Source organism: Mycolicibacterium neworleansense (assembly GCF_001245615.1).
Classification (GTDB): Bacteria; Actinomycetota; Actinomycetes; order Mycobacteriales; family Mycobacteriaceae; genus Mycobacterium; species Mycobacterium neworleansense.
The window spans coordinates 2,699,439-2,712,673 of the sequence record NZ_CWKH01000001.1 but is presented as its reverse complement, the minus strand read 5'-3'; the positions used below and the strand labels follow the sequence as shown (position 1 = coordinate 2,712,673).

At 67.5% G+C, this 13,235-nt stretch carries 10 protein-coding genes; 6 read left to right on the top strand and 4 right to left on the bottom strand.

Features of this window, described 5'->3' with window-relative positions; genetic code table 11:
* The first annotated feature begins 44 nt into the window (after positions 1-44).
* Positions 45-884, top strand: coding sequence for an SDR family NAD(P)-dependent oxidoreductase (locus BN2156_RS12950; RefSeq protein ID WP_090514300.1), 840 nt, complete (start codon positions 45-47; stop codon positions 882-884).
* 17 nt (positions 885-901) lie between these two features.
* Here the strand turns inward: BN2156_RS12950 and nei2 are convergent, their stop codons facing one another.
* The 3 genes from nei2 to BN2156_RS12935 are packed head-to-tail and all read right to left on the bottom strand — an operon-like array spanning position 902 to position 6,874.
* Positions 902-1,654, bottom strand: a complete 753-nt coding sequence (gene nei2 / locus BN2156_RS12945) for an endonuclease VIII Nei2 (protein WP_090514297.1) — start codon at positions 1,652-1,654, stop codon at positions 902-904.
* Between the two features lie 12 nt (positions 1,655-1,666).
* On the bottom strand, positions 1,667-6,184 hold the full coding sequence (locus tag BN2156_RS12940; protein WP_090514294.1) for an ATP-dependent helicase: 4,518 nt from the start codon (positions 6,182-6,184) through the stop codon (positions 1,667-1,669).
* Positions 6,185-6,220: 36 nt separating this feature from the next.
* Entirely contained in the window at positions 6,221-6,874 is a 654-nt protein-coding gene (locus BN2156_RS12935; RefSeq protein ID WP_090514291.1) for a TetR/AcrR family transcriptional regulator, read from the bottom strand.
* A 96-nt stretch (positions 6,875-6,970) separates the two neighbouring features.
* On the opposite strand from BN2156_RS12935, the gene BN2156_RS12930 reads away from it, so the two are divergent.
* Positions 6,971-8,365, top strand: a complete 1,395-nt coding sequence (locus BN2156_RS12930) for a cytochrome P450 (RefSeq protein WP_090514288.1) — start codon at positions 6,971-6,973, stop codon at positions 8,363-8,365.
* Positions 8,366-8,445: 80 nt separating this feature from the next.
* Positions 8,446-9,897: a lipase maturation factor family protein gene (locus BN2156_RS12925; protein WP_090514285.1), complete on the top strand. Its 1,452-nt coding sequence runs from the start codon at positions 8,446-8,448 to the stop codon at positions 9,895-9,897.
* Here BN2156_RS12925 and BN2156_RS12920 read toward each other — a convergent pair.
* Positions 9,877-10,680 (bottom strand): SDR family oxidoreductase, encoded by an 804-nt coding sequence (locus BN2156_RS12920; protein WP_090514282.1) that lies wholly within the window; start codon positions 10,678-10,680, stop codon positions 9,877-9,879. The genes BN2156_RS12925 and BN2156_RS12920 overlap by 21 nt on opposite strands.
* A gap of 173 nt (positions 10,681-10,853) precedes the next feature.
* Between BN2156_RS12920 and BN2156_RS12915 the strand changes: the two genes are divergently transcribed.
* Genes BN2156_RS12915 through BN2156_RS12905 form a run of 3 tightly spaced genes read left to right on the top strand, consistent with a single transcriptional unit; the run spans position 10,854 to position 13,215 of the window.
* Positions 10,854-11,663 (top strand): ABC transporter ATP-binding protein, encoded by an 810-nt coding sequence (locus tag BN2156_RS12915; RefSeq protein ID WP_090514279.1) that lies wholly within the window; start codon positions 10,854-10,856, stop codon positions 11,661-11,663.
* Complete coding sequence (locus tag BN2156_RS12910) at positions 11,660-12,418, top strand: ABC transporter permease (protein WP_090514276.1); 759 nt, start codon at positions 11,660-11,662, stop codon at positions 12,416-12,418. The genes BN2156_RS12915 and BN2156_RS12910 overlap by 4 nt, the downstream gene beginning before the upstream one ends.
* Positions 12,415-13,215, top strand: coding sequence for an ABC transporter permease (locus tag BN2156_RS12905; RefSeq protein WP_090514273.1), 801 nt, complete (start codon positions 12,415-12,417; stop codon positions 13,213-13,215). The genes BN2156_RS12910 and BN2156_RS12905 overlap by 4 nt, the downstream gene beginning before the upstream one ends.
* The last annotated feature ends 20 nt before the right edge of the window (positions 13,216-13,235 follow it).

The window sequence follows — 13,235 nt, the reverse complement described above, 5'->3', positions numbered from 1 at the left end:
GCGGTCGGTGGAGGCCAACTGGAAACTGGAAGTACCCTCGCGTCATGCCCTCAGTTCTTGTCACCGGAGCCTCCCGCGGAATCGGCAAGGCCATAGTCGAGCGCCTGGCCGCCACCGGTTGGGACGTCATCGCGGGAGTCAGATCGCACTCCGACGGCGCCGCGGTGACGGAACTCAACCCGCAACGCATCTCCACGGTGATTCTCGACGTCACCGATGCGGACCATCTCGCCGCATTGCCGGCTGCACTCCCGCAGCGCCTCGACGCGGTGGTGAACAACGCGGGCATCGTGGTGGCCGGTCCGATCGAGACGCTCAGCCCCGAGGACTGGCGTAAACAATTGGATGTCAACGTGATTGGCCAGTTTGAGGTGACCCGGGCAGTGCTGCCGAAATTGCGGGACTCCCGGGGTCGTGCGATCTTCATCTCCAGCGTGAACGGGCAACTGTCGTCGCCGCTACTCGGGGCCTATGCGGCGTCCAAATTTGCCTTGGAAGCGGCAGCCGACGCGCTCAGGATGGAGGTGCGACCGTGGGGCGTGCGGGTGGCTGTGGTGGAACCGGCGCAAACCGACACCGACATGTGGCGCACCGCCGACGACATGGTGGAGGAGGTGGAAACCTCGATGTCGGCGGAGCACCGCGCCCTGTACGACAAGCACATTGCCGGGATGAAGAAGTTCATCCCGCTGTCGAAGAAGATGGCGGTGCCGACTTCCAACGTGGTCGCGGTGGTCGAGGAGGCGCTGACCGCGCGCCGGCCTCGAGCTCGGTACGTGGTCGGTCTCGGAACCAGGATTCAGACGTCGGTCATCACAAATATCCCTGCAGCAGTGCGTGATCGCATAATCGCGCGGGTTGCCGGCGTACCGCGAAAGCCGTAGCGGGATGGGCTAGAGGGTCAGGTCTGGCATACCGGGCACCAGTACGTCACCCGGTCACCGCCGGCGTCGGTCTGGATCAGAGTCCCGCACCGGCGGCAGGGCTCACCGGCGCGGCCGTACACCCACAGCTGTCGTCCATTCCGCGTGTCCCCGGTGGTGGTGCGGTTCCACCGGGACCGGTTGAGCCACAGCATGTCGCGGGCGCGCTGCACGACGCGTAGCGGGTCGGTCAGCGAGCTGACGGGTGACGTCGGCAGTCGGCCGAACACGAAACAGAGTTCGTTGCAGTAGACATTGCCGACACCGGCCATCACTCGCTGATCGAGCAGGGCCGGCGCCAGCGGGCGATCCGGATCGGTGGTCAGATTGGCCGCGGCGGTGCGGGGCTCCCAGTCGGGGCCGAGCAGGTCCGGTCCGAGGTGCTCGACCGCCGCCATGTCCGTGTCACGGTCCAGTACCTCCAACAAGCCGAGGTCGATCCCGGTGGCTCGGCTGTCCGGAGTCTCCAGCAGGGCGCGGATGCGATGAAAAGCGACTTTGGACCACCCGATGCGCCAACTGCCCTCCATCTTGAGATGCGAGTGGATACTGGCCGGGCCCACCCGGATGAACAGGTGCTTGCCGCGGCTGAGCACCTCGTCAACCGTTCGCCCGGTCAGATCGACCGTGGCATAGCGGGGGACCCTGATATCGCAGCGGGTCAGCGTCTTGCCCACCAGCGCGTCGCGCAGCGCCGTGGCGGTATGGAAGACGGTGTCACCTTCAGGCATGGCATCTCGAACTTACCGAAGCCGCAGGCCGCGCGGGGTACGGGAAAACCCGGCCCCGGTCAGCGCCTCCTGCACCGCGGCACGGTCATCGTCGACGCCGGGATCGAGCACCGCGACCCCATTGATCCGCTCGACCAGTAGTGACGGCATGCGGCCCGAACTCACGAGTTCGGCCAAGGCGGCTGCGGCGGCCCGCTGAGTATCGGCATCGGAGGCGAAACTGAGCAGGGTCCGGCCGCCGCGCTCCAGGAACCACACCAATTGCCCGTCGACCAGCGCGACCAGGGCTCCGGCTTTGCGGCCGGGCCGGTGGGTGTCATCGCCGCCGCGGTCCGGCCAGGCCAGCGCCGCTCCGTACGGGTTGGCCGGGTCGGTCGCGGCGAGAACCACTGCGTGGTACTCGGGCCGCTGGGGGTCGACCCCGTCGAGGTAGGAACGCAACCGGTCGACCGTCGAGGCGGACGCGAACTGTGCGCCGCCCAGAGATTCGACGAAATAGCCCCGCTGGCAACGGCCGGCATCCTCGAACGCGGTCAGCACCTTGTACAGGGTGGCGAACCCGCCGGGCACCCCCTCGGCTGCCGCCGCTCCCTTTGTCAGCACCCCGTGCCGGTTGAGCAGCAACTCTGCCTGGAAGTGGGCCCGCACCGTCGAATCCGGCTCTGCGCCAGGCAATGACGACCACCGGCCGGACACCATCGGATCGGCTGCGCGGCTGTGGGGGCGCGCGACGCTGTAACGGCTGAGCCGCGGCGGCCGCTGGCGTTGCCGGTGCGCCGGTGTCCCGGACCTTCGCGGACCTGACAGCAGTGCCCGTACGGGGGCGAAAGTGTCGCCGGTGACCCATCCGGCCCAGATCAGCTCCCACAGAGCGGTTTTCAGCTCCGATTCGGCAGCCTGGTCGGTGAGTTGACGGAAGAAGTACGCCCCGCCGTGCCCCAGCGTCTCCATGATGGCCCGGTGGATATCGGTGAACTCGATCTCGGCGGGCACGGGCAGCGTCAGCGGTGCGGTGTCCGCCAGATGGAATGCCACCCAGCCGTCACTGCCACCGATCTGGCCGGCGCCCGACCACATCACCTCACCGGAGGCCAGCAGCTCGTCCAGCATGGCGGGTTGGTAATCCCGGACCCGTTGGCCGAAGACGAGGGACTCCACCGCCGACGCGGGAATCGGAACACCGGCCAACTGCTCGACCACCGCGGCCAGCCCGTCGATACCCGAGCTGTGGGTGGACCCGACGTGCTGCCAGGACGGCAGGAAGCGACCGTAGGCCGCGGTGCTGACCGGTTCGACCTGAGCGCGTAGCGCGGCCAGGGAACGACGGCGCAGGATGCGCAGGACTTCGGCGTCGCACCATTGATCGCCGGCGAGATCGTCGGTGAACTCGCCGCGCACCAGCCGGCCATCGACGGCCATGCGGCCCAGCACATCTGCGGTGACCCGCAGGCCGAGCCCGAAGCGGGCGGCGACCTCGGTGGTCGTGAATGGTCCGTGGGTGCGGGCATAGCGGCCGATCAGATCGCCGAGCGGATCGTCGACGGATTCGGTGAACGCCGCTGGCACGCCGACCGGGACCGGTGCGCCCACCCCGTCACGCAGCAGGCCGATGTCCTCCACCGCCGCCCACCACGTCCGCCCGGCATACGTCACCGGCAGGGCGCGCTTGGCGGCCTGCAGCCCATCGAGCCAGCCGCCGATCGTCTCGGTGGTGGCGCGCGCGGCGATCTCGGCCTCGGTGAGCGGGCCCAGCATCCGCAGGAGGTCGGCCACCGCCTCGGCGTCGCGTGCAGCGCGGTCCTCGGTCAGGTGCTGAAGCTGAGCCGACGTGGAGGTGACCACTGCCGGATCCAGCAGTTCGCGCAGCTCGACCCGGCCCAGCAGTTCGGACAGCAGGACGGTGTCCAGCGCCAGCGCCGCGGCCCGCCGCTCGGCCAGCGGGCTGTCGCCCTCGTACATGAACGCGCCGACATAGCCGAACAGCAGCGAGGCCGCGAAGGGTGATGGCGTGGCGGTTTCCACCTCGACCACCCGCAGCCGGCGTTGTGCCACCCGGCGCATCAGCTCGGTCAAGGCCGGGACGTCATAGACGTCCTGCAGGCATTCGCGCACCGTTTCCAGCACGATCGGGAAGTCCGGGTACTTGCGGGCGATGTCGAGCAGTTGCGCGGCGCGCTGCCGTTGATGCCATAGCGGGGAACGCTTGCCCGGGTGTCGGCGCGGCAGCAGCAGGGCACGGGCGGCGCATTCACGGAACCGGGACGCGAACAACGCCGACCCGCCGACTTCGGCGGTGACGATGGGTTCGACCTCGTCGGCGTCGAACACGAACAAGTCTGCCCCCGGCGGGTTTTCGCCACTGTCGGGCAGCCGCACGATGATGCCGTCGTCGGAGGCGGTGGGCTTCTCGTCGATGCCGTACCGCTCTCGCAACCGCCTGCCCACCGCCAGCGCCAGCGGCCCGTGGACCCGCAGCCCGTACGGGGAATGCAGGATGACGCGCCAGTCGCCCAGCTCGTCACGGAAGCGTTCCACCACGAAGGTGCTGTCGCTGGGGACCACGCCGGTGGACTCCCGCTGATCGTGCAACAGCTGGTACAGATTGTCGGTGGCGAAACCAGCGAAACCCATTGTCTGGCAACGCTTGTCGAAATCAGCGCGCCCGAGGGTGGCGAGTTCACCCGTGAACGCTCCCACCGCGGCGCCCAGCTCGGCGGGTCGGCCCACACTGTCACCGCGCCAGAACGGCAACCGCGCGGGCTGTCCCGGAGCCGGGATGACCAGCACCCGGTCGTGGGTGATCTCGGTGATCCGCCAACTGGTGGCGCCCAGCGAGATGACATCGCCGGGGCGGGACTCGTAAACCATCTCCTCGTCGAGTTCGCCGACCCGGGAAGGTTTTTCGGAATCGGTGGCCAGGTAGACGGTGAACAGGCCGCGGTCGGGGATGGCTCCGCCGGACGTGACAGCCAGGCGCTGGGCGCCCGGGCGGCCCGTCAGCGTTCCATGGTCGCGGTCATAGACAAGCCGCGGCCGCAACTCGGCGAATTCGGTGGACGGATACTTCCCGGACAACAGGTCGAGGGTGGCCTCGAAGGCGCTGCGCGGCAATGTGGCGAACGGTGCGCTGCGCCGTACCGCGTCGAACCAGGCGTCGGCATCCACGGGCTCGAGGGCAGCCGCGGCCACCGTGTGCTGGGCCAGCACGTCGAGCGGGTTGGCCGGGACGTGCATGGTTTCGATGTCACCGGAGCGCATGCGCTGCACCGTCACCGCACAGCCGATCAGGTCCGTGCGGTGCTTGGGGAACAGCACGCCCTGCGATATCTCTCCGACCTGGTGGCCGGCGCGCCCGATGCGCTGCAGCCCACTGGCCACCGACGGCGGAGACTCGACCTGGATCACCAGATCGACCGCACCCATGTCGATGCCCAGCTCCAGGCTGGATGTGGCGACCACCGCACGCAGCCGCCCGCTCTTGAGGTCATCCTCGACCTGGGCGCGTTGCTCCTTGCTGACCGAACCGTGGTGGGCCCGGGCCAGCAGCGTCGGCGCGCCGTTGGCCTGCCCGCTGGCCATCAGCTGGGCCGGGGCGCCGCCGCCGACCTGGGGATTGTGCGTGGACGGCAACTCGATGCCGGACCGTTCGGCATGAATCTCGTTGATACGCGAGGTCAGCCGCTCGGCCAGCCGGCGGGAGTTGGCGAACACGATCGAGGACTGGTGCGCCTCGATGAGGTCGACGATCCGTTCCTCGACGTCGGGCCAGATGCTGTTGTTGTCGAGGTTGGCCATGTCGGGAACGGGAACCTGGACGGACAGATCGAAGGTCTTGGCGGCGGGCGGGGCCACGATGGTGGTGGGGGCTTGTCCGGACAGGAACCGGGCCACCTCCTCGGGTGGACGGACCGTCGCGGACAATCCGATGCGCTGGGCCGGCTTGTCGAGGAGCTGATCGAGCCGCTCGAGTGAGAGCGCCAGGTGCGCCCCGCGTTTCGTGGCGGCGACGGCATGGACCTCGTCGACGATCACGGTCCGCACCGAAGCCAGCGTCTCGCGGGCTGCCGAGGTCAGCATCAGGAACAGTGACTCGGGGGTGGTGATCAGGATGTCGGGCGGCTTGCTCAGCATCGCGCGGCGCTGGCTGGGCGTGGTGTCCCCGGACCGGACCCCGACGCTGATCGACGGGGCAGCCACCCCGTGGCGTTCGGCGACCCGGGTGATCCCGGTCAACGGGGTGCGCAGGTTGCGCTCGACGTCGACGGCCAATGCCTTCAGCGGTGACACGTAGAGCACCGTGGTGCCCGACCTCTGCTCGGCATCGGATCGGGCCAGTTCGTCGATGGCCCACAAGAACGCGGCGAGGGTCTTGCCCGAACCGGTGGGAGCGATCACCAGGGTGTTGTGCCCCTCGGCGATCGCGGACCAGGCCTGCGCCTGGGCCGCCGTCGGCGCAGGGAAGGCAGCCGTGAACCACTCCCGGGTCAGTGCACTGAACCGGGCCAGCGGATCGGCCGGCGTGGTGGTCATCTAGCCATACTGCCGCGCAGCACCGACAAGCTGGCCTCAGCGGTGTTCCGGGGCCGCAGCGCAGACCAGGTCGGTGGGCAGACCAGGCACCCGGCCGATGGCGTCGAGCAGCGCGTGTGCGCAACTGTCGGCGACGAAACCGGCGTCGATCGACGGATCTTTGAGCCGTTGCCGGCACATCTCGAAGGTCAGGGCCAGCCAGCCGTACACGGTGGCCCGTAGGTCGCGTTCGACCTTGGCGTCGAGTGGCTCGGAGACCGCCTCGGCGATCCGCCCCATGATCCGGCCGGCCTGGCGGTCGTTGTCGATGTCGTCGACCCCGCGCAGCACCGGATCGGTGCGGCCCAGACCCATGTACGCCGCCCACGCGCCGTGTGGGTGTTCCTCGTCGTAGCGCAGGTAGGCCATCACGCCGGCGCGCAGCTGGCCGAACAGGCTCTGACCAGGCTCGGGCGGGGTGCTGGTGGCTTCGAACAAGCGCTCGCCCTCGGCCTGCACCACCGCGGCGAAGAAGGCACGCTTGTCGGGGAAGTAGTGGTACATCAGGGCCCGCGACACTCCCGCGCGTTCGGCGATCTCGTCGATACGGACCTCGTCGTACGGCCGCTGGCCAAATACCTCGGCACCCAGCGCCAGCAACTCGTTGCGTCTGTCGGCGGGGGACAGCCGGCGTCTCGACTCGGCACCCACACCTGCAGCTTAACTTCACCGCCGCTCAGGCTCGGCCAAGCGTGGCGCGCGAATCCTTACTTGACACATGTACAACAAGGGCGGAATCCTGGAGTCATGACCGTCGCGGCCGCACGGACCTCACCCCACGGTGGCACCAAGTATCCGAAACTGCCCCACCCGCCGCGGCGAGTGCCGCTGCTGGGGGACGTTCTCGCGTTGCAACCCGACTCCTCGATGCAGAACGCGATGGGCATGGCCGAACTCGGGCCCATCTGCGAATTCCGGTTCCTGGGCGCCCGCTATGTGGTCGCCGCCGGTGCCGACGCGGTCACCGACCTCAACGACGAGACCCGGTTCTGCAAGCATGTCGGCCCCGACATCGAGGCATTGCGGATCGTAGGGGGCGACGGACTGTTCACCGCCTACAACGACGAACCGAACTGGCACAAGGCCCATCAGCTGCTCACGCCGGCATTCAGCCAGGCCGCGATGCGCCGCTATCACGGGGTGATGTTCGACGTCGCCGACGAGCTGACCGACCGCTGGGATCGACAGGCCGACGCCGTAGACACCGTCGACGTCTCGGCCGACACCACGCGGGTGACGTTGGAGACCATCGGACGGTGCGCGGCCGGATACTCGTTCAGGTGCTTCCAGGACGACGTGCTGCACCCGTTCGTCGCGCACATGGTGTCCGCGCTGCTGGGCGCCGACCGGCTCGGGGTGCTCCGCGAAACATTCCTGCCCGCTTTCACCTACCGGCGCTACGAGCGCCGGGTCCGCAGCGACGCGAAGTACCTCCACGACCTGGCCGACGACATCGTCGCCGCGCGGCGCACGCAGCCGTCAGGCGATCATGACGACCTCCTGCAAATCATGCTGGAGTCCGACCTCGACGCCGCCAACATCCGCTATCAGCTGATCAACTTTCTGATCGCCGGGCACGAAACCACCTCCGGTGCACTTTCATTCGCGCTGTACTTCCTGTCGCAGCATCCCGAGGTGTTCGCCCGCGCCCGCGACGAGATCGACGAGGTGTGGGGGGACGAACCGCGGCCGGGGTTCGAGAAGATCGCCAAACTGCGTTATGTCCGCCGTGTTCTGGACGAATCGCTGCGGCTGCAGCCAACGGTTCCGGCGTACTACCGGGCCGCCCGTGAGGACACCGTGCTCGCCGGGATCCACCCGATGCGCAAGGGAGACTGGGCACTGGCGCTCACCTCGACGCTGCATCGTGACCCGCGGTGGGGTCCCGACCCGGAGGCCTTCGACCCGGACCGCTTCGCCCCCGAACAGGTGCGGGCCCGGCCGGGCGGCCTGTACAAGCCGTTCGGTACCGGCGAAAGATCATGCATTGGAAGACAGTTCGCGTTGCACGAGGCGGTGCTGATGCTGGCGGTGCTGATCCGGCGCTACGACCTGACCGCCGACCCGGACTACACGCTTCAGGTGCAGGAGCGCCTTACCATGATGCCGTCCGGTTTCCGGTTGGCGCTGCGACGACGCTAGCGCTCCCGTACCAGGTATGAAATGCCCCGAATCGGGGTACCGTTCTCGTGGACACACCCGCAACGTCGGCAGGTCCGCGTATGGAATGGTTCATCGCAGACGAATATTGGTTGGCCAGACAGGTATTGCAGCGGGGGACCGCGGCGATCTACCTGATCGCGTTCATCGTGGCGGCCCGGCAGTTCCGCGGCCTCCTCGGCGAGCGGGGGCTGCTTCCGATACCTCGATTCCTGGCCGTCAACTCATTCCGGCGCGCGCCGAGCCTGTTCCACTTCCACTACTCGGACCGCTTCTTCGCCGCGGTCTGCATCGCCGGCGCGGTGCTGTCCGCGGCCCTTGTGGTCGGCTTCGGGGATCTGGTGCCGTTGTGGGCCGCCATGCTGACCTGGCTGGTGGTGTGGGTGCTGTACCTGTCGATCGTCAACGTCGGCCAGACGTGGTACTCGTTCGGGTGGGAATCACTGCTGCTGGAGGCCGGGTTCCTGGTGATGTTCCTGGGCAACGACGACGTCGGGCCTCCGCTTCTGGTGCTGTGGCTGGCCCGCTGGCTGGTGTTCCGCGTCGAGTTCGGTGCCGGTCTGATCAAACTGCGGGGTGACCCGTGCTGGCGCAACCTGACTTGCCTGTACTACCACCACGAGACGCAACCCATGCCCGGCCCGCTGAGCTGGTTCTTCCACCACCTGCCCAAGCCGTTGCACCGAATCGAGGTGGCCGGCAATCACTTCGCCCAACTCGTCGTGCCGTTCGCCCTCTTCGCGCCGCAGCCGGTGGCGAGTTGGGCGGCGGTGATCGTGATCGTCACCCAGCTGTGGCTGGTGGCATCGGGCAACTTCGCCTGGCTCAACTGGATCACCATCGTGCTGGCGTTCAGTGCGCTGTCGGACTCCACCGCAGCGGTCCTGTTCCCGGTGGCCGAACACCAATTCGGCCAGCCGCCACTATGGTTCGTCGTCATGGTGATCGGGTTCGCGGTGGCGGTGGCCGCGATGAGCTACTGGCCCGCACGCAACCTGTTCTCCAAACGGCAGCGGATGAACGCCTCCTACAACAGCTACCACCTGGTGAATTCCTACGGCGCGTTCGGCACCGTCGGCCGCACCCGCGACGAGGTGGTGTTGGAGGGTACCTCGGACCCGCAGTTGAGCGATCACACCGTGTGGAAGGAATACGAATTCAAAGGCAAGCCAGGCGATGTGCATCGGTGGCCGCGCCAGTTCGCGCCGTATCACCTGCGGCTGGACTGGTTGATGTGGTTCGCGGCGATCTCGCCGGCCTATGCCCACGGTTGGTTGCGCATGCTGCTGACCCGGCTTCTGGAGAACGACCGCGCCACGTTGAAACTGCTGCGGCGCAACCCGTTCCCCGACGATCCGCCCCGGTACGTGCGCGCCCGGCTGTACCGTTACGAGTTCAGCACCTGGGATGAGCTGCGCCACGACCACGTGTGGTGGCACCGCATCTCACTGGGTGTCTACGTCCCGCCGCAATCGCTGCCCGCGGCCGGGCGGTCATCTGCCGGCGCGCAGTGACCGTTGGTAACGGCGCATCCCCGCGATCCACCGGTCGTAGTCAGAGCCCTTGTGGCGGTACATGTCGAGCACCTGCGCATGTGGTAGCACGAGGAACCGGTCCGACCGCACGGCGTCCACCGTGGCCGCCGCGACATCCTCGGCACTGATCACGTCGCCGGACTGCACGATGGACGCCGCACCGGCCGCTGAATCCGGATCCGCCGAGGCGCGCACCGCGTCGAGCAGTGGGGTGTCAACCCCCAACGGGCAGACGCAGCTGACCCCGACGCCGTCGTCGCCGTAGGTGATGGCCAGCCATTCGGCGAATCCGACCGCGGCGTGTTTGGTGACGGCGTATCCGGCTGCCCCGATCTGGGACAGCAGACCGGCCGCCGACGCGACCGAGACGAAGTAGCCGCCACCGCGCGACAACCATTGCGGGACAATTACTTGTGCCGCCCGGACATGGGAGCGCAGATTGACGTCCAGGATGTGATCCCAGTCCTCGTCGGTGCCGAGGCCCGGCGCACCGATGATGCCGGCATTGGCGACATAGATGTCGACCGGACCGAACTCGGTGGTGGTCAGCGCCTCGATGTCAGCCGTGACACCGGCGTCTGCCCGGACCGCGAGCGCCTGGCCGCCACCCGAACGGATCTGCGCGGCAGTCTGTTCGGCCGATTCCGCGTCGAGGTCGGCGGCCACCACCCGGGCGCCGGCCACGGCGAACGCTTCCGCCAGTGCGCGGCCGATTCCTGATCCCGCGCCGGTGATGACCGCAACCGTCTGTTCGATGTCCATGGCCCTTGCCTACCGAAAACCACCCGCGGGTGTCGGGGGACACGCGCGGAGGTGGGCCGCCGCTTTCGTAACCCGCCCGTGTCCGGAGTTCATCGCGAGGAAACAAAACGTCCCTAAGTTATGGATCCAAGCTTGGATCCGAACGTGACCTGCTTCCCACCAGAGGAGAACACATGATCGCGCCGACGGCACCCGGGATTCACATAGGTGGACTGACAAAGCAGTTCAAGGTGGGCCGATCCGTCGTCACGGCACTCGACGGAGTCGACATCCAGTCGGAGGCGGGTGAGTTCGTGACGCTCCTGGGACCCTCTGGATGCGGAAAGAGCACCGTGTTGCGGATCCTCGCGGGACTTGAGGCGCAGAACGCGGGCATTGCCCTGGTCCACGGCGAGACCCCGCAGGACATGCGGCGACATCATCATCTGGGCATCGCCTTCCAGGATTCGGCCCTACTGCCGTGGCGGTCCGTCCGGTCCAACATCCGACTGCCGCTCGAGGTGTCCAAACAGTCCGTATCCGACGAGTTCGTCCAGGAACTCATCGATCTGGTCGGGCTGACCGGCTTCGAGGACGCGCGGCCCGCCCAGCTGTCGGGCGGCATGCGTCAGCGGGTCTCGATCGCGCGGGCTCTCGTCGTCAAGCCTCGGGTACTGCTGCTCGACGAACCGTTCGGCGCACTCGACGACATGACCCGCCAGACGCTCAACGTGGAGCTGCTCCGGATCTGGACCGAACGACCGGCAACAACTCTGATGGTCACCCACGGTATCGCCGAGGCCGTGTTCCTGTCCGACACCGTCGTGGTCATGAGCTCCCGGCCCGGCCGGGTGGTCAAGTCGGTCCAGATCGACCTGCCCAGGCCCCGGCTGCCGGAGATGATGCGCACCAGCGCGTTTCACGAGTACGTCGACCTGCTGTCTTCCATCCTGTTCGGCTCGCGTGCTGACGAGACCGAGGTACGAGTGCCGGTGGGCCGATGAACCACAACCGCTATTCCGGCCTGGCCGGCTCGCTCATCGTGCTGGTCGCATGGCAGATCGTCGGCATGACCGGCATTCTCGGTCCCGCCATCGCGGCGCCGACAGAGATCCTGACCGGGGTGATGTCCGACGGCGCTGCCTTTTACGGAATCCACATACCCGTCACGCTGGCGTCCGCGTCCGTGGGGTACTTCTGGGGCAACCTCGCCGCGATCGGCTGCGCTGCCCTCGTGACTACCGTGCCGGCCTTGGAGAAGCTGGTGCTGCAGGCCGGGATCGCCTCGGCGTGCATCCCTCTCATCGCGATCGCTCCCATCCTGGCCGCCTGTTTCGACGGCATGATCACCTCGGCCATCATGGCGGCCGTCTCAGTGTTCTTCACCACGCTCGTGGGAACGATCAACGGTCTGCGCCATGCGGATCCGCTCAGCAAGGACCTGGTGCGGGCGTACGGCGGCGGTAAGTACCTGGTACTGCGCAAGGTTGAACTGCTTTCCGCCTTGCCCAGTATCCTGACTGCGCTGAAAGTCGCTGTCCCAGCAGCGATTCTGGGAGCGATCATCGGTGAGTTCATGGGTCAGGAACGCGGCCTCGGGGCTGCCCTCGTGGTCGCGCAATCCTCCAGCGATGTCGTCCGGACGTGGGGCATCACGCTGGTGTCGAGCCTCATCGCGGGCCTCGCCTTCGTCCTGGTCAACACGGTCGAGAAGCTCGCCACGCCGTGGGCTGCCGGGGTGGCAGGAGGAAGAGCATGACGACTCTGCAAACGCCGATCGTCCGCAGCGCCGCACGTACGCTGCTCACGTCGGGCGGCGCGGTGCTCGCAATCCTCGCGGTGTGGACGCTGTTCATCGCTCTGGCCGATGTGAGCTCATATGTGGCCAAGTCGCCGGTCGACGTCTGGAACTATCTGTTCGCAGACGGCGACGCCGCGGCTCACCGGGCAGGTATCGCGGCGAATCTCGTCAGGACCGCTATCGACGCCGCATACGGATTCGTCCTCGGACTGGTTCTGGCGGCAAGTGTTTCGCTGCTCTTCTACTTCTCCAGGACTGTCGAGAGCATGTTTCTGCCTGCGGTCACGGCGCTGCATGCGATCCCGATGGTGACGATCGCTCCGATCCTGGTGCTGATCTTCGACCGCGGAGTGCTCGGAACCGCCGTGATCGGCGCCGCCATCGTCGTGGTACCCGCATTGCTCACCATGCTGCACGGCGTGCGCAGCACACCGCGTACAGATGTCGAGATGATCGTGGCCTACGGCGGTTCGACCTGGTCGGCGTTCCGGAAGGTTGCCCTGCCCTACGCCATTCCGACGTGGTTCGCCGCCGCGCGCGTCGCGGTGACCACCTCTGTCGTCGGAGCCCTGCTCGCGGAATGGTTGGCCACCGGCGAGGGGCTGGGCGGTCAGATGCTCCGCGACGCCAACGAATTCGAGTTCGCCCGGCTGTGGGCCTCGGTCGTCGTACTCACGGTCACCTGCGTCGTCGTCTACCAGATCGTCAGCGTCATCGAGGCCGCTGTCACCGCCCGCATGAGTGCTCCTCGCTGAGCACGCCACCACTCACCCGA